Genomic DNA, 17,373 nt, shown 5'->3' with positions numbered 1-17,373 from the left:
TTTTTAAATAAAATGCCCCAAACATTACCAATAAAATTGTAACAAAAAATCCTATTTCAAGATTTTATTGGAAAAATAAGAAGCTTGTAAAAGTTCCTTGCTAGATAGCAGCGGCTTTCAGAGTATAATACCCCTCCCCTCACAACGATTGCAACTTTTCTTACATATTGCAATGATGTCATGTCAAAGGCTAAAGAAAGATAGAGTACATATTCTATAATCACCATTGCATAAATATCTTACACGCTTTATGCTTTTCCATGAGAGCAAAAGGAAGATGTCAATGTCATCTAAACTGACGCGTAACCAAACATTGGTTTTAAACACTTTAAAAAATGCAAAGGGGCCTTTAAGTGCTTATGCGATTCTCGACCATTTACGCGAAGAAGGTTTTCGTGCACCTCTCCAAGTTTATCGTGCGTTAGAAAAACTCGTACAGTTAAAGTGTATTCATCGTCTTGAAAGTGTAAATGCCTTTATGGTCTGTTTACACCCTGAAAACTGTCAACATGAACTTACAACGTTTATAATTTGCGAAAACTGTGGCACAGTCAACGAAATACAAAATCAAACGATTGTATCGAGTTTAAAACAGATGGTTCAAGCGGTTGACTTCCAAGCACACAAAAGCACCCTAGAAGTACGAGGTCTTTGTAAAAAATGCGCAATAAAATAAGACCTCTAACTTGAAAACAAGATCTCTAACTTGCAAGTTTATATATTTAGCATTATGTACCAGAGATCGCCTTATTGTTTGAAAAGCTCTTATCGTCTGTATATATCACCCTACCCTAGAGTGAGAGGCTTATTATACTCGTTAGAACATAAATATTGAAAGTATAAATCATGTCCATATCTGAGACAATTTTTTCAGCCAAAAATTTCAATAAAAAGCAACAAAGGAAAGTAATCAAGGCTCTTCTTATTGTCTCTGCAATTTTTGTGCTTTGGTTTAGCTATAAGTGGATAACACAATGGCGTTATATGCTCTCCACTGAAGATGCCTATGTACAAGGAGATATAGCCGCTATTGCGACTAAATTAAATGGATATATTGAAAAAATTGCTATTAAAGCCAACCAAGTTGTAAAAAAGGACGATGTTTTATTTTACTTAGACAATGGTGATTATCAAATAGCCTTAGATCAAACAGAAGCGCATCTTAACACACAGAAAAAAACACTTCTACGCATTGATGCACAAATCACAGCCGCTCATAGTGCTTTAGATGATGCAAAAGCGCAAAAAGCAGCCGCTTCAGCTATAGCAACCAATGCACAACTCACCTTAAAACGTGTAACAGAACTGAAAGCCGATCGTTATGCCCCTCAATCTGAGGTCGATGATGCCAAATCAGCTTATGAACAAGCCATTGCAAATGTTAACAGAGCAGATGCACAAATCGCTGCAGCACGTGCAAATATCCGAGTACTAGAAGCACAACGAAGTGAAACAGAAAGCCAAACAAAGAGTTTAGAACTTTCGCGTGAAAAAGCACAACGTGATCTTGATTCAACCATTATACGCGCGCCATTTGATGGAATCATAGGAAATTTAACAGCAAAAACGGGAGATTTTGTTGTAAATGGCCAACGTCTTGCAGCGTTAGTCCCCATCCATGCACTTTATATTGAAGCAAACTATAAAGAAACACAGTTGCAAAATATTCATGCGGGACAAAAGGCTTATATTTCTGTTGATGCCTTCAAAAAGGAGGTCTTTACAGGAACAGTGCTTTCTATTTCACCCGCAACAGGTGCTGTTTTTTCTCTTCTTCCTCCACAAAACGCTACCGGTAACTTTACAAAGATTGTCCAACGCATTCCCGTACGTATTTCTATTCCAGAAGAAGTCTTAAAGACCGGACATATCCGAGCAGGAATGAGTGTTTCAGTAGAAGTTGATACACGTACAAAACCACAAGATATAAGTCTCTTATAATAACAAGAAAATGACCTCATTATTATGACATCTTCAATACCAAAGCCCATACAGTCTCAAGAGCGCATAGAAATCCGTAACATTGTGATTTTCATAGTTATGGCCTTTGGCATGTTCATGGCGATTTTGGATATACAAATCGTTGCCTCCTCTTTAGCCGAAGTTCAAGCGGGGCTTACAGCAAGCTCTGAAGAAATTTCATGGGTTCAAACCTCCTATCTCATCGCTGAAGTCATCATGTTGCCCCTTTCTGGATTCTTAGGAAGATTGCTTTCAACACGTGTTTTCTTCACCATATCAGCGATCGGGTTTACGATTACTTCTGTTCTTTGTGCAACAGCAACATCTATTGGAGAAATGATTATCTATCGCGCACTACAAGGCTTTATTGGTGGTGGAATTATCCCAAGCGTTTTTGTCGCCTCTTATGTTCTTTTTCCTCCTTCCAAACGCCCAATTGTTACCCCTATTGTTGGACTAGTCGCAACATTAGCCCCCACCATTGGTCCAACGATCGGAGGTTATCTTTGTCATATCTTATCATGGCACTGGCTTTTTCTCATTAATGTGCCTTTTGGGATTATTATTTCAATTCTCGCTTGGAAGTTGATTGATTTTGATAAAGCAAATCCATCTCTCATGGCTAAATTTGACTGGTTGGGGCTCATTTCTATGGCTGTTTTTCTAGGAACTTTAGAGTATGTACTAGAAGAAGGCGCACGTCATGATTGGCTGAATGATAGGCTGGTTCGGAATTTGTTCATTATCATGATTCTTGCTGCCACCTTGTTCTTCTGGCGTGCTTTTACAGCAAAAGAACCCATTGTAGATCTCTCTACTTTTTCTAATTTTAATTTTTCAGCTGCATCCATTTTTTCCTTTTCACTGGGGATAGGTCTTTATGGACTCACGTACCTTTATCCTGTCTATTTGAGCCAAATCCGCCATTATGATGCCCTTATGATTGGAGAAACATTGTTTCTTTCAGGATTCGTCATGTTATTAACGGCTCCCCTTGCAGGATTCCTTTCAGCACGAATGGATGCACGTTTAATGATGGCAATAGGACTTTTTGGTTTTGCAATAGGCACTTGGATGGCAAGCGCTATCACAGATAAGTGGGATTTTTGGCAGCTTTTTTGGCCGCAAGTTTTCCGTGGTGCTTCTGTAATGTTATGTATGGTTCCTATTAATAATATTGCATTGGGAACACTCCCACCAGAACGAATGCAAAATGCTTCTGGACTCTTTAATCTCACACGGAATCTAGGTGGTGCTGTGGGGCTTGCCATTATCAGCACGCTCATGACAAAACGCACGGACTTCCATTATGGACGAATAGCCGAAACACTTAACCACGCAAACAGACAAGCAACTGAAATGCTTTCAAAGCTTACTTTATTGTTCAAAACAGAAACCTTTGATTCCTATACTCTTGCTCTTTCTCAATTGTTTAATATAGTCCGCATACAAGCAATGATTATGGCTTTTAGTGATATTTTCTTTATCATAACCATCATCTTTAGCGTTTTGGCATTTATGACTATTTTTCTCAGAAAAATACCACCCCTCATGGATTCACCACCAAGTCACTAAGCTTCATTAAAGTTGAAGAATATTTTTTATATCCTTATCCCTTTCCTCGATTTTTATCACTTTATCTCTTCTCAAGAGACAATATAAATTAATATGTGATTCTCAATGATTCTTCTGATAAAAATTCTTTTGAATGCAGGCTCTTTACGCACTTTTAAAATAACTTCTCACATGCAAAATTGCTTTAGATGATAATAAACAAAGAGCTTACCTAACGTGCTCCACACTATAAAGATAAAGCAGCTATTTCTATAAGATTTTTGATTTATCACCATAGGGCACAAACGATTAAAAGATTCTTTGCCCTTCATCTCTTTTGATTCTTACAAGAATATTCATAAAAGATTTATGATTCTTGTGATTTTTATTCACGCACCTATTTTCCCTTATAATGTGTAGGATAACGTTTTTTTGATTCTGAATGCAAAATTTTATATGAGAAAATCATTTTGTATTTGATACTCTCATGCCAATTGCAAAACGATTTACCTTTATAGCAAAAAAAGTAATGATATATTTTTTTCAAAAAAGCTGCTTTTGAACATGTAATTTTATTTTTTTACACTCTTTTAAAAAAGCTGATACTTATAATTTTGATTCTACTGCTGCATATTTTTCTTTCTTAAGCCCCTTCTCTTTCAACAAGCGCTAAAATTGTATAAAATTTCTCTATTGAATCAATCAAAACCATTCCCTTGCACATAAAAAGCAAAGAAATAAAAACTGTTTAAGAAAAAAGTAAAATACCGAATCGTTTTGATGCAAGATCAACCAACGATATTGAAAACTGGAAAACTGTATGATGATACCGACTTTAAAAGAATACAAGACAACTCAAAAATCTGGTTCCTTTAATATTATAAGATAGGACGCTATTTCAAAAAATGAGCTTAAAATATATTCCTACTCACTGAACTGAAATTATCAAAAATAAGAAACCAGCCATATAATAAAATCGCAATAGAACTCCCCAAAAACTTTGTAGCGCTAAATACCTTGGCACGAGCCAAAACAATATGCTCTCCTCAATGGCAGCTGCTGAAAAACAAAATAAACACTATCTTTAAGCGACTTTATGATGCTGAAAACGATTTGAAACTTCTCGTTCTCCACTAGGAACCAAAGTGCCATAACACCCAGCAAGATAGTTTGGTATCAGTTCCAACGCTTGAAAGCGATGTTTTTCGTAAGGACCAGGCATTGCCAAATTTTCTGTTAAACTATTTGAAAAGCCAAAACGTTGATAAAATTCAAAATCCCCTACCAGCAAAATGGCGCCATATCCCAATTTTTTTGCTGTTTCAATTGCATGGCGGACTAAAATTGATCCTATTCCCATACCAGCACATTCAGCAGCAACAGCCAAGGGGCCTAAAAGTAAAGCATGTTGTGTTTCATTTTTTCCTTTAGAAAAAGAAACATGCCAAAGACGAACACTTCCCACAAGCTCTCCAAGCGCATTTTTAACCACAAAAGAAAGCCCTTGAGCAGCCAAACGACCACGACGTAAAGCCTCTGATGATTTACGTTTACGTCCATACCCCATCATTGAATCAAGCAAAATTTCTCGATAAGGCTTATCGGTTTCTTGCTCCAATAAAAGTGTAAAACATGCCCCATTTTTTGTTTGAAAATTAATCATGTTCATCTCTATAACCGCCCTCTTACAGCGCCATGACGAGCATAGCAAAAAATCAAAAAAACTATAGTTAAAAGGAAATGTCAGATCACATATGATCGTAAAGGCTCAAAGCCATTAAAAGCAACCGATGCGTAAGTTGTTGTGTAAGCACCCGTTCCATGAATCAATATTTCATCTCCTATTGTTAGGGATAGAGGAAGCGGATAAGGTGTTTTTTCATAGAGAACATCTGCCGAATCGCATGTTGGTCCAGCCAAAATACAAGGCTCCATCACCTTATCATCATGAGGTGTCTCAATAGGATAACGAATGGCTTCATCCATAGTCTCAGCAAGACCATTAAATTTCCCAATATCAAGATAAACCCATCGTACATTATCGTTATCAGCTTTTTTAGATATTAGAACAACTTCTGTACGAATAACACCAGCATTGCCAACCATCGCACGTCCTGGCTCAATAATCGTCTCAGGGATACGATTACCAAAATGCTTTTTCAATGAATCAAAAACTGCTGTACCATAAGCTTGTTCTGTCGGGACATCTTTCAAATAACGCGTTGGAAAACCGCCCCCCATATTCACCAATTTCAGTGAAATACCTTCTTGTTCCAAACGCTTAAACACTGTAGCAGCATCCGATAAAGCACGATCCCATGCACTCAGATCAACCTGCTGAGACCCAACATGAAAAGAAACACCATAGGCTTGCAAACCCAATTGGTGTGCCCGTCTTAGCACATCAACCGCCATAGCAGGAACACAACCGAATTTGCGTGACAATGGCCACTCAGCACCTTTTCCATCGGTAAGAACACGGCAAAAAACACGTGCTCCTGGAGCAACACGCGCAATTTTTTCTACTTCTTCAACACAATCAACGGCATAAAGTGAAACTCCCAGTGCATATGCCCGTGCAATATCACGCTCTTTTTTAATCGTATTCCCAAAAGAAATACGCTCTGACGTTGCTCCTGCTTTTAAAGCCATTTCAATTTCTGCAACAGAAGCCGCATCAAAAGAAGATCCTAAAGAACTCAGCAAACTCAAGATTTCAGGTGCTGGATTAGCCTTTATTGCGTAAAAAATACGAGACTGCGGCAAAGCTTTTTCAAAGTTTAAATAATTGTCACGAACAACATCAAGGTCAACAATTAAGCATGGACCTTCAGAACGATGTGTTGCAAGAAAATCGCGAATACGTTGCGTTGCCATCTGCAATTCTCCTTGAGGGAATGCTCCCCCACTCTATGCTTGGACAGCCAAAGCTACCAAAAGCTAAAGGACAAAAAACACACAACAACCATCCCCATTCTGATTACGAAAAACCAGAAATTAGCATTGCATGCAGCGAAAGAACAGCGCGAAACCGCGTTATTCTATTTTATCTGCCTTTTTGATTGGAGTTGAGAAAACCACTTCCGCACTGAAGGCAATGAGGTGTGCCTCTATAGTTATCCCAGCGTTTAAAAGCTGGAAGACACCAGAAAGGCCCGCACCGTCGTTGCTTCAAGATGTCCTCATTCTTGCAATTGGCTGTAAGAATGACTGGAGCGGTTAGTTCCAGGTACCGTACCGGTTAATCTCACCATTTGAGAACCAGCGGACACCCACAGGCACGTGCGACTTTGGGCAAGGCATCCTATAAAACGAATCCTTTCTCATTTCAATCATTTTTTTAATTTTAAACATTTTTTAATTCTTAAAGATAAAATGGGTGCAAAAAAACAACACTCTCCCCCTGCAAACAAAGTCATTCATCCACTTTCATGGGATCACTCCCCTCATGTAAAACAGCATACCCCAAACGGAATATAGTTGGGTTATATCTTCACGTATTTTCTTTAAAGAAATATTTCTTAAAGTGCTCGAGCCCATTTCGCACCAGCACCCGTAAATGATAGAATGATACCCCCAATGAAATAATATAAAATTTATTGAACCCACTATCTTTAGGCTTCATAAAAGAGCAAGCTGATCATCATCACACACTAAGCCCCCAATGTTGTGACAGCCCTTGACATTTGAGACGATTCATAAGAGGCACATCTTCTCTTGTATTGTTTTACTCCACATGACTTTCCCCGCTTGTAACGTGGAAGAGATATGGTTTTTATTGATTCAACCATAAAAACAGGCTTGGAATGAGAAAATCATGATGATATTCATGATCTCTTATTCAAAGATGTAAACAGCCAATAATTATGAATCAATGTGCTAAATTGTTCGTAAATAACTTTGTCTATTTTAAAATGAAAAGTATTTGAAATACTCAATCCTATAAAGTCAAAGAAAGCAAACAATCTATAATGATTATTTATAAGTCAAATAATTTAACATAAACAAAAAGACCGAATAATATCCGGTCTTATAAAATATTTTTCTACCAATATTCAAAAACTCTTCTCTCTTAAATTTAAGAGAAAAACGCTACAATTTAAAGCCCTACACTGCGATATCCTTATGTCCCTTGATGAGAATCAATTGCACGCAACTTCAACAATTGAAACTGCCTATGGCGCTCACGAAAGCGCTCTCTATCGGCTTCACTACGCGTGTTATAACAAGCATCACAGGAAACACCTTCTTCATAATGAGGCGATAATTTGCTTTCAGCATTAAGAGGAGAACGACATGCGCGACACAATTCGCGACCACATTCTTCAAGACCATGTTGAACAGAAACACGTTCATCAAAAACAAAGCACTCACCCCACCATAAACTTTTCTCTTTTGGAATTTTTTCTAAATATTTTAGAATGCCACCTTTTAAATGGTAGACTTTCTCATAACCAAGATCACGAACATAAGCTGTTGATTTTTCACACCGAATACCACCTGTACAAAACATGGCAATTTTCTTTTTTTTCTTTAACTCAGCCTCATGTTTACGCACCCATTCAGGAAATTCGCGAAATGTTTTAATCTGCGGATCAATCGCTCCTTGAAAACTCCCGATTGCATATTCATAGTCATTCCGTGTATCGATTAAAATTGTCTCTTCATCTTGAATAAGAGCATTCCAATCTTCAGGATCGACATAAGTACCAACAACTTTTAGCGGATCAACCCCTTCAACCCCCATTGTCACAATCTCTTTTTTCAACCGCACTTTCATGCGATGAAAAGGCATTTTTGATGCCCATGAATATTTAATCTCGGGCGTTTGAAACGCTGGCTCAGCCGTAATAAAGTCCACCAATGCCTCAATCGCAGCACAAGAACCAGCAACTGTTCCATTAATTCCCTCTTGTGCTAAAAGGAGGGTTCCTTTGATATCCTTTGCTTGACATAAATCCTGCAAAGGTTTTTGTAATTGACGATAATGCTTCAAATCTGCAAAGCAATAAAGTGCAGCAACTTTAAAATTCTTTTCCATGTGTTTTGCCATAACGCGCGTTTCATTCAATTTCAAGATCTATTCATTTACTCTTTAACATATTGTGCTTAATCAAACGATACAAATAATATCATCTCCAAGAAGAAAAAATATCATGTGCCAAAAAAGAGAAAAGCTTTTATTATATCTCCAAGGACAAACTGTTATCCCTGTTTTGCTCATTGACAATCTACAAAGTGCTGTACCCTTAACACGCGCTCTTGTCAAAGGCGGATTAAAAACAATTGAGATCACCTTGCGAACACCAAATGCCCTCAAAGCAATTCAGACGATTACACAAGAAGTCCCTGAAGCCATTGTTGGAGCTGGAACAGTTCTCAACACGACACACTACGAACAAGCCGAACAAGCTGGAGCCAAGTTTATTGTAAGCCCCGGATTATCCAATGAATTAATCAATTGTGCAAAAAATAGTGAAATTCCCCTTCTTCCCGGAGTAATGACCCCAAGTGAACTCATGAAAGCATTAGATAAAGGCTATTCATATCTTAAATTTTTCCCTGCTGAAGCAGCTGGAGGGATTGCCTTCATCGAAGCTTTAGCATCTCCCTTCTCTGATATCCGGTTTTGCCCAACCGGTGGTATAACACAAAAAAGTGCACCACAATGGCTCCAACTGCCCAATGTCTTCTGTGTTGGAGGTTCTTGGATAGCGCCCCAAAAACTTATTGCCATAAGTGATTGGGATTCAATTACTGCATTAGCATACACCGCATCACAACTTCCCTCTCCCTCGAAAAAAGCTCTTTCTACAATATAATGTTAAAGTGCAAGAATATCAGTCCCTTCAACAAAGACCAAAGCTTTCACACATTCTTGCGCAATCTTTTAACATTGCCATGGAACTACAAATCATCACCCAATCTTCATCGAGATGAATTTTGGGAAGTGCTATTGTTTCAAAAAAGCACCCACTCTCCATAACAGTCGTAATACGCCCCATATGCTCAGAAAGCTCACGAGTGGTCATAGGATAAAATTTCAACTGTTGTGCATATGCCTCACAATGAGTGGATCTTGTTGCAAAGAGGAAACAAGATCTTTTGCATAAATTAACTCATTCTTTTCGCGCATTATTTAAATAAGAACAACTTCTGAAAATTTTTCATAAATGTCAGGCTCACGAATAAAGCTTGCAAAAGGAAAAACCTATACCGGTTTGAAGAAGATAAAACATCAACTTTCCCACTCATTACCCCACAAAAGCGCGCTCTACAACATAAGTTGCAGGAGCATTATTGGCCCCTTCAACAAGCCCAAAACTTTCACACATCCTTGCGTAATCTTTTAACATTGCCATGGAAACACAAATCATCACCCGATCTTCATCAGCATGAATTTGGGAAAAGCCGGTTGTTTCAAAGCCGGTTGTTTCAAAAAAACATCAACTTTCCCACTCATTACTCCACAAAAGCGCGCTCTACAACATAAGTTGCAGGAGCATTATTGGCCCCTTCAACAAGCCCAAAACTTTCACACATCCTTGCGCAATCTTTTAACATTGCCATGGAACCACAAATCATCACCCGATCTTCATCAGGATGAATTTTAGGAAGGCCTGTTGTTTCAAAAAAGTCCCCACTTTCCATCACAGTTGTAATACGGCCCATATGCTCGGAAGGTTCACGAGTAGTCATAGGATAAAATCTCAACTGTTGTGCATACTCTCCAATGAGTGGATCTTGTTGCAAAGAGGAAACAAGATCTTTTGCATAAATTAACTCATTCTTTTCGCGCGTTGTTTGAATAAGGACAACTTCTGAAAATTTTTCATAAGTGTCAGGATCACGAACAAGACTTGCAAAAGGAGCAACCCCCGTCCCAGTTGAAAGAAGATAAAGACGTTTTCCAGGAATAAGAGCATCAAGAACCAGCGTTCCTGTAGATTTTTTACGCATGAGAACTGTATCACCAATTTTAATTTTTTGGAGATGCTCAGTTAAAGGTCCCCCTGGAACTTTTATCGAAAAAAACTCAAGCTGTTCATCCCAAAAGGGACTTGCAATCGAATAAGCGCGATAAATCGGCTTTTCTGCATTTGGCAAACCGATCATAACAAACTCACCCGAACGAAAACGAAAACTATCCGGACGATTCAGACGGAATTTAAATAACCGATCTGTATAGTGATAAACCTCTTGGACAGTAAGGGCGAACACATTCTCAGGAATCGGAAAATTTGTAACGCTGCTGATGCTTGACGGAACATTGGTAGCAGACGTATTCATACTCTTCCCTATATCTTTATTGAACATTAAATTTCGAATCCTTAACGTGATATAGTACTTGCACAACCATCTGCCAACAATTTTCTTAAAACAAAAGTCTCACGGCTAACACTTTTATGCCAAAATTAAATAAATGAGGAAAATACGAATACAAACCCCATTCAAAGAAAAACAAAACATTGAGTATTAAACAATCTCGGTACTCTTTTCCCCTTTAACTCATAATGCATATTTCCATTGTAACGCTATAACACTCTCTCACTTGACAAAACTTATGACCAAAAACCTTAAAATAAGAGAGATAAAATTTTTGTTGAATGAGTCTAACGCGCTCTATAAGCGATAAAATTGATTTCACTTAAAACCAATCAAACACTAGAAAGTAAATATTGGATACCCAATCCATCTTGAAAACAAATAATATCCAAATCAACGAGTTTTCTAAATCAACAGTTTTTAATGTATCAAAAAGTGTTTACACACTGTTTTCCATTCAATAAAAATAATTTTAAGTACATGAGACGACATCCAAAATTGCACAGATGAGTGACCTTTCCCCTCATGGTAGAAAACTTGTAATACATTGATTTAACGTGGTTAATTTAATCATTTTACCTTCTCTACATAAGCAGCCAATGCAATATTTAATCAAAACAACCACACCAGCAACAACAGTCTAACATTGCACTCTTCAAAATGATACAATACAATAACTTATGCTTTCTTTTTTAAGATGCCTCAACGAGGGAAAATAAGTAAAAAAATAAAAATCTATGTTTTACAAATTATCAGAAGATACCGTATTGATAACAACACAAATAAAACTAAAACATCTCTTATATCCAGAGTACCATTTTACATAACAAAATGACTTTCATGGTGCATAATCCAACATGAGCTCCTTATGACTTTGACCATAGCAAATAGAGCCTTTCCCTATATCGTAAAGAACCTCAATGAAATAATCAAAGAAAACTCCGTATTTCACGAACACAGATAAGCTTTTAAAATGAACAAATACGTTAATGATGAAATAAATACATCACTCTATACAGCTGTAGCAACCGTCGACGTCAGTGCCATTGTTTCCAATTATATCACTTTAGCCAAACGTGTATCTCCAACACAATGTTCAGCAGTTGTAAAAGCAAATGCTTATGGATTAGGAGCTCACAAAATTGCTCCTGCCCTTTATCAAGCTGGTTGTCGCACTTTTTTTGTTGCCCAAATCAGAGAAGCACTCCAATTAAAAAGCACTTTACCATCAAATGTCACGATTTCTCTTCTGAATGGACTCCCACACTCAGCAGAAGAGTTTGTCGCACAATCTGGTATTGTTCCTGTTCTAAACTCTTGGAATGCCATTGAAAATTGGCAAAAAATTTGTCAAAAAAAAGATAAAAAATTTCCAGCAATTGTTCAAATCGATACCCATATGAACCGATTAGGACTGGATCAAAAAGAATTACAAAAACTCATCAAACACCCTACAATTTTCGAAAAAGCAGAAATAAAATATATTCTTAGTCACCTTTCTAACGGAGAAGATGATACTCACCCATCAAATTATGCCCAATTAACTTCTTTCAAAACTGCTCTTACGCAATTGCCAACCTGCAGAGCTTCCTTTGCCAATTCAGGAGGCATTTTTCTGGGATCAAATTTTTATTTTGATCTTGTTCGCCCCGGTATTGCACTTTACGGAGTCGCCCCCCAAGAAAAACACACATCCCTTCTAAAACCTGTTTTAAAACTTGAAGCCCAAGTTCTTCAAAACCGTGTTGTTGATGTAGGCACACCTGTTGGTTATGGAGAAAGCTTTATAACGAACAGACCAAGTACTCTTGCAACCATTTCTATTGGCTATGCAGATGGCTGGCTCCGTGCTCTTTCAAATAAAGGAGCAGTTTACTTCAATGGACACAAACTGCCCATGGTTGGACGCGTTTCTATGGATTCCATTATTGTAGATACGACCGATCTTGATCAAAAACCTCAAACAGGTGACTGGGTAGAACTCATTGGCCCCCATCAAACACTTGAAAAAGTATCTATAGATGCCAACACCCTTCCCAATGAAATTCTAACGTCTCTTGGACCACGCTATAAATACATTTACACATAAAGACACTATTAAAGAAATAAACTGAATAAAAATCATTATGTTAGAAATTTAGGGAGGCTCTTACGAAAGATTTTACCACAATCAATCGCATAGAATGATCATAGACACCGTACATTCACAGAAATCTCAAAATAGACACATTGATGGATTGTTTTAGAGAAGAGGCTTACACTCAAAATACAAAAACTTAGCCTTTCTTTCATAAATGAACGAAAAAGAATATATTGCCAATTTTTTAAAATTAATAGCCCAATTAAGCCAAACTGTTAATTGGCAATTCGACATATCGAATAACAGTACTAAATATCGTAAACTTCTTTTATTTCAGCCTTATATAATGAAGCAATCAAAATCATTCGCTTGCATACCACAACCTAGACTATGTGTAGATAAAAATGATTTAAGAAAAGAATAATGCTTCTAATGAACCGCCTCAAATACCAAAGGCTGTAAGCAGCACCCACGAACTGGCAAAGTGTATGATAGTGCCAACTTCCTTCTTCATAGAGCATAAAGATTGGGGAGCTCTCAATAGATTTATCGTTGTACCATTCACAAGCGCCGTCGCGAAATGGGATTGGGAGCGAAATGTCTCTTTAAAACAAACACGTGAATTAACAACACAAGAATATTCTTTTGGGAGCGTTCTGTTTCACATGAGGGTCGTGCCCCCACTAAAAAACACAATAAATAAAAATATGGAGCAATGTGTAATCCCCATTATTTAAAAAACATTGCTTTAAATGCTTTTGAAAGCCGTAAAGCTGAATTAAAAGGAGATGTCAAACTGAGGATTGAGTTTTACCTTTACGGCTTTACATTTTCCCAAAATGAGATTGTCTTCCAGTTTCAAAGATTACGTCAACAGAAATACGCAATCCCCTCGCCCTCATCTGACAGACAAAAGCTGGAACGACTCATAAAGCTCTTTTTTTCTCAATCTCTGACTCAAAACATGTGGCTGCATTAAGTTTGGATGTTGATTTACAGGCAACAGCTAAAGCACACGGGCTCTTAGGAAAACAGTGCCGTAAAGTCACAAACTGACCTACAATGAAGTGGAAAGATGTGCTGGCTTTTTATAAGACACCTTGTAAAAAACACCCATAATACATTTGACTTTGCGTTTTCTCATTCTAACAGGTGTTCTTACATATTTTTGCGTCATATTTACAAAAAGCAGATTAAAGAGAAATATTTAGACAATTCTTGACTCGAAAAGATGCAACAACAGAGTTTCGCGTGTCTTTATCATCAAAAACACTAAAATTGATTTTATTCTTTCTACAACCGGTTGTCGTCACCCTAGTGAGAAGGAGTATATCACAACACATGCAACAGACGTGACCTATCCCCCGTAGGTTTCGCTCTCGTTTATATGAATTAGCTGGCTAGACCAATGCCGCCTAGTCACTAAAACCATGTCATACGGTAGAAAGCAAAGGAGAGCATGCCTATTGCCGACAAAACACAGCTTTTTTGTCGACTTTTTCGATTTTTCTCATGTTATAAAAAAACAATGCAAAGTTCTAGAAAATAGACAAATAACACCATAGCAACATGATCAATAAACATAAAACCCACACAAAATGTGTGGGCTTTTTTCGTTCATGCAAATAAACAAATTAAATATATATTTTTTATTTAATAGGTGTTTCCCAATGGCGGGCACGAACAAATGAGCATTCTGTCTCCCGCGACATTATCAATACGCGATACAGGAGGCCAATATTTATTAGCTGGATCAAGAGAACTGTTGGGAAAAGCAGCTTCTTGTCGCGAATAGGGTCGCACCCAAGCATCATCTAAAGTATCTGCCACTGTATGAGGGGCATTCACCAATGGATTATTGTCTTTTGGCCAAACCCCATTCCCAACTTTTTTGGCTTCTTCAGCAATAGAGAGTAAAGCATCACAAAACCGATCAATCTCTGCTTTTGGTTCTGATTCCGTTGGCTCAATCATCAAAGTTCCCGGAACCGGAAACGACATCGTGGGCGCATGGAATCCATAATCAATGAGACGTTTTGCAATATCATCAACACTCACCCCATACTGCTCTTTCAACACGCGTGTATCCACAATACATTCGTGCGCAACACGTCCATGCTTGCCCCGATAAAGAATGGAATAAGCGGCTGAAAGACGTGCAGCAATATAATTGGCATTTAAAATGGCTATTTGTGTTGCATATTTTAAGCCATCAGCCCCCATCATTCGAATATACATCCATGTAATCGCAAGAATAGACGCACTTCCATAAGGAGCAGCCGAAACCGCATGCGTTGTCCCATCTTGTTCATGACCTGGTACGAATGGTTTGAGATGCGCAGCAACTCCAATTGGTCCCATACCAGGACCACCACCACCATGAGGAATAGCAAATGTTTTATGAAGATTCATATGACAAACATCAGCGCCAATATCCGCAGGACGAGCAAGCCCCACAAGGGCATTGAGATTAGCACCATCAAAATAAACTTGTCCGCCATTTTCATGAATAATAGAACAAATTTCCTTAATGCTTTCCTCGTAAACACCATGGGTTGAAGGATAAGTAATCATAAAAGCAGCCAATTTATCTTTATGCAATTGCGCTTTCATCTTGAGATCGTCTACATCAACATCACCATCGCTTAAACATTTTACCACAACGACTTCCATCCCTGCCATATGGGCCGAAGCTGGATTGGTACCATGCGCAGATGCAGGAATAAGACAAACTGTACGTTGATGTTCTCCTCGTGATTGGTAATATCGTCGGATAGCCAAAAGCCCAGCATATTCCCCTTGAGCACCAGAATTTGGCTGAAAAGAAACTTGTGCAAATCCTGTAATTTCACACAACCACGCATTTAACTGGTTGATCATCTCCAAATAACCCGCTGCATCCTCTTGTGAAACAAAGGGGTGTATATTGGCCATGCTCGCCCAGCTTACAGGCATCAATTCAGCCGCGGCATTAAGCTTCATTGTACAAGAACCAAGAGGGATCATAGCACGGTCCAGTGCCAAATCCTTATCCGCCAAACGACGCAAAAAGCGCATCATATCTGTCTCTGAATGAACCGCATGAAAAAAAGGCTGAGAAAGAAAAGCAGCATCCCGTTTTTTTCCAAAGAGTCGTGGAGAAACCTGATCGCCTAATTGTGCCCCAAAAAGCTGCGCTAAAGCACCAGCATCTTCTTCTGTCGACAATTCATCAAAATTGATTGCAATAGTGTCATCATCGAGAACACGAATAAGGCGCCCACCTATTTTGGCTTGATGCGCAATTTCTTGCGCTTTTCCCTTAACAGAAATACTCACACAATCAAAAAAGCTTTTCCCTTCAACATGAACCCCTGCTGCTTCTAAACCAGCAACAAAACGACATGTTAAATGATGAATTCGCTGCGCAATTTCTTGTAAGCCTTTTGGCCCATGCCAAACAGCATAAGCGGTTGCCATATTAGCCAACAAAGCCTGCGCTGTACAAATATTTGACGTCGCTTTATCGCGCCGAATATGTTGTTCGCGTGTTTGCAAAGCTAAACGAAAACCAACACGCCCTCTCGTATCCACGGATTGACCAACAATACGCCCTGGAATAAGACGCGTTAATGCATCACTCACAGCAAGGTAACCAGCATGTGGACCACCAAATCCCATCGGAACGCCATAACGCTGCATAGAGCCAACAACGATATCTGCCCCCCATTGAGCCGGTGGCTCCTGAAGGGTAAGCGCTAAAGGATCAGCCACAACGATAACGAAAGCTCCCTTTTCCTTTGCCTCTTTTATGATCTCACTGTAATCATGAAAAGAGCCTTTTGTATCTGGCCAAGATAAAACAATTGCCGCTGTATCAGAATCAATTTCGCCATTTTGGCTAATCTGAATCCCTTGTGTTTCAGCACGCGTTTGCGCAACACTCAAAGTCTGAGGATGTAAAAGACTCTGAAGAGAAATTTTTGTTTTTTTCTCACGGAAAAAGCGAAAAGCAAGGGCATTGGCTTCAGCTAAAGCAGTTGCTTCATCAAGAAGGGAAGCAGCAGAAACAGGCAAACCTGTTAGTTCACTAACCAATGTCTGAAAATAAAACAAAAGCTCTAAACGACCCTGGCTAATTTCTGCTTGATAAGGCGTATAAGCAGTATACCAAGCAGGATTTTCAAACAGATTTCGTAAAATAACCGGAGGCACATAAGTTCCATGATATCCTTGCCCAATAAAACTTTTGTGCACATGGTTACGCTCCATCATCTTGGAGAGTTCTTCCAAGGCTTGTCCTTCACTAGCAGCCTCTGGAAGATTCAATGAACGTCCCAAATGGATAGAGTGTGGAACAGCTTGAGAAATGAGTGTCTCAACACAATCAAGCTCTAAAACATCAAGCATTTTTTGTGTTTCATCAGGACGCAGCCCAATATGTCGAGAAGAAAAAGAACGCTCGATCATGG

General features: G+C 38.5%; 10 protein-coding genes and 2 pseudogenes. 5 read left to right on the top strand and 7 right to left on the bottom strand.

The genetic code is table 11. The annotated features are described in order from the left end of the window. The first annotated feature begins 283 nt into the window (after positions 1 to 283). The 3 genes from ACFIJL_RS07420 to ACFIJL_RS07410 all read left to right on the top strand — a co-directional run bounded on the left by ACFIJL_RS07420 (position 284) and on the right by ACFIJL_RS07410 (position 3,537). Positions 284 to 676, top strand: a complete 393-nt coding sequence (locus ACFIJL_RS07420; protein ID WP_375623913.1) for a Fur family transcriptional regulator — start codon at positions 284 to 286, stop codon at positions 674 to 676. A 170-nt stretch (positions 677 to 846) separates the two neighbouring features. Next, positions 847 to 1,941 (top strand): HlyD family secretion protein, encoded by a 1,095-nt coding sequence (locus ACFIJL_RS07415; RefSeq protein WP_375623911.1) that lies wholly within the window; start codon positions 847 to 849, stop codon positions 1,939 to 1,941. A gap of 24 nt (positions 1,942 to 1,965) precedes the next feature. After that, positions 1,966 to 3,537, top strand: coding sequence for a DHA2 family efflux MFS transporter permease subunit (locus ACFIJL_RS07410; protein ID WP_375623909.1), 1,572 nt, complete (start codon positions 1,966 to 1,968; stop codon positions 3,535 to 3,537). Between the two features lie 1,063 nt (positions 3,538 to 4,600). Here the strand turns inward: ACFIJL_RS07410 and ACFIJL_RS07405 are convergent. The 3 genes from ACFIJL_RS07405 to ACFIJL_RS07395 form a co-directional block, all read right to left on the bottom strand. Beyond that, positions 4,601 to 5,185, bottom strand: coding sequence for a GNAT family N-acetyltransferase (locus ACFIJL_RS07405; RefSeq protein ID WP_375623907.1), 585 nt, complete (start codon positions 5,183 to 5,185; stop codon positions 4,601 to 4,603). A gap of 74 nt (positions 5,186 to 5,259) precedes the next feature. Next, positions 5,260 to 6,393 (bottom strand): type III PLP-dependent enzyme, encoded by a 1,134-nt coding sequence (locus ACFIJL_RS07400; protein ID WP_375623905.1) that lies wholly within the window; start codon positions 6,391 to 6,393, stop codon positions 5,260 to 5,262. Between the two features lie 1,246 nt (positions 6,394 to 7,639). Further along, positions 7,640 to 8,557, bottom strand: a complete 918-nt coding sequence (locus ACFIJL_RS07395) for a rhodanese-related sulfurtransferase (protein ID WP_375623917.1) — start codon at positions 8,555 to 8,557, stop codon at positions 7,640 to 7,642. A gap of 115 nt (positions 8,558 to 8,672) precedes the next feature. Here ACFIJL_RS07395 and eda point away from each other — a divergent pair, with 115 nt between their 5' ends. Continuing rightward, on the top strand, positions 8,673 to 9,338 hold the full coding sequence (eda, locus tag ACFIJL_RS07390) for a bifunctional 4-hydroxy-2-oxoglutarate aldolase/2-dehydro-3-deoxy-phosphogluconate aldolase (protein WP_375623903.1): 666 nt from the start codon (positions 8,673 to 8,675) through the stop codon (positions 9,336 to 9,338). A gap of 27 nt (positions 9,339 to 9,365) precedes the next feature. Here the strand turns inward: eda and ACFIJL_RS07385 are convergent. From ACFIJL_RS07385 to ACFIJL_RS07375, 3 genes and pseudogenes are all read right to left on the bottom strand, one after another. Then, positions 9,366 to 9,749 (bottom strand): annotated as a pseudogene (locus ACFIJL_RS07385) (ferredoxin--NADP reductase); the annotation flags it as partial. A gap of 21 nt (positions 9,750 to 9,770) precedes the next feature. Beyond that, a pseudogene (locus ACFIJL_RS07380) lies at positions 9,771 to 9,908 on the bottom strand (ferredoxin--NADP reductase); the annotation flags it as partial. A 70-nt stretch (positions 9,909 to 9,978) separates the two neighbouring features. Continuing rightward, positions 9,979 to 10,806 carry a ferredoxin--NADP reductase gene (locus tag ACFIJL_RS07375; RefSeq protein WP_375623901.1) on the bottom strand — a complete coding sequence of 276 codons (828 nt, stop codon included), beginning with the start codon at positions 10,804 to 10,806 and terminating at the stop codon, positions 9,979 to 9,981. 1,009 nt (positions 10,807 to 11,815) lie between these two features. Here ACFIJL_RS07375 and alr point away from each other — a divergent pair. Continuing rightward, complete coding sequence (gene alr / locus ACFIJL_RS07370; RefSeq protein WP_375623899.1) at positions 11,816 to 12,931, top strand: alanine racemase; 1,116 nt, start codon at positions 11,816 to 11,818, stop codon at positions 12,929 to 12,931. A gap of 1,644 nt (positions 12,932 to 14,575) precedes the next feature. On the opposite strand, the gene gcvP is transcribed toward alr, so the two are convergent. After that, positions 14,576 to 17,371 carry an aminomethyl-transferring glycine dehydrogenase gene (gene gcvP / locus ACFIJL_RS07365; RefSeq protein WP_375623915.1) on the bottom strand — a complete coding sequence of 932 codons (2,796 nt, stop codon included), beginning with the start codon at positions 17,369 to 17,371 and terminating at the stop codon, positions 14,576 to 14,578. Between the last annotated feature and the right edge of the window lie 2 nt (positions 17,372 to 17,373).

It is taken from the genome of Bartonella sp. TT119HLJHH, from assembly GCF_042193385.1.
In the GTDB taxonomy this organism is placed as follows: Bacteria; Pseudomonadota; Alphaproteobacteria; order Rhizobiales; family Rhizobiaceae; genus Bartonella.
This window is presented reverse-complemented; position numbering and strand designations above follow the sequence as displayed.

Bases quoted from the DNA above. Each gene is read 5' to 3' on its own strand.
- ACFIJL_RS07420 (WP_375623913.1), top strand. From the start codon at position 284: ATGTCATCTAAACTGACGCGTAACCAAACATTGGTTTTAAACACTTTA.
- ACFIJL_RS07415 (WP_375623911.1), top strand. From the start codon at position 847: ATGTCCATATCTGAGACAATTTTTTCAGCCAAAAATTTCAATAAAAAG.
- ACFIJL_RS07410 (WP_375623909.1), top strand. From the start codon at position 1,966: ATGACATCTTCAATACCAAAGCCCATACAGTCTCAAGAGCGCATAGAA.
- ACFIJL_RS07405 (WP_375623907.1), bottom strand. From the start codon at position 5,185: ATGAACATGATTAATTTTCAAACAAAAAATGGGGCATGTTTTACACTT.
- ACFIJL_RS07400 (WP_375623905.1), bottom strand. From the start codon at position 6,393: ATGGCAACGCAACGTATTCGCGATTTTCTTGCAACACATCGTTCTGAA.
- ACFIJL_RS07395 (WP_375623917.1), bottom strand. From the start codon at position 8,557: ATGGAAAAGAATTTTAAAGTTGCTGCACTTTATTGCTTTGCAGATTTG.
- eda (WP_375623903.1), top strand. From the start codon at position 8,673: ATGTGCCAAAAAAGAGAAAAGCTTTTATTATATCTCCAAGGACAAACT.
- ACFIJL_RS07375 (WP_375623901.1), bottom strand. From the start codon at position 10,806: ATGAATACGTCTGCTACCAATGTTCCGTCAAGCATCAGCAGCGTTACA.
- alr (WP_375623899.1), top strand. From the start codon at position 11,816: ATGAACAAATACGTTAATGATGAAATAAATACATCACTCTATACAGCT.
- gcvP (WP_375623915.1), bottom strand. From the start codon at position 17,371: ATGATCGAGCGTTCTTTTTCTTCTCGACATATTGGGCTGCGTCCTGAT.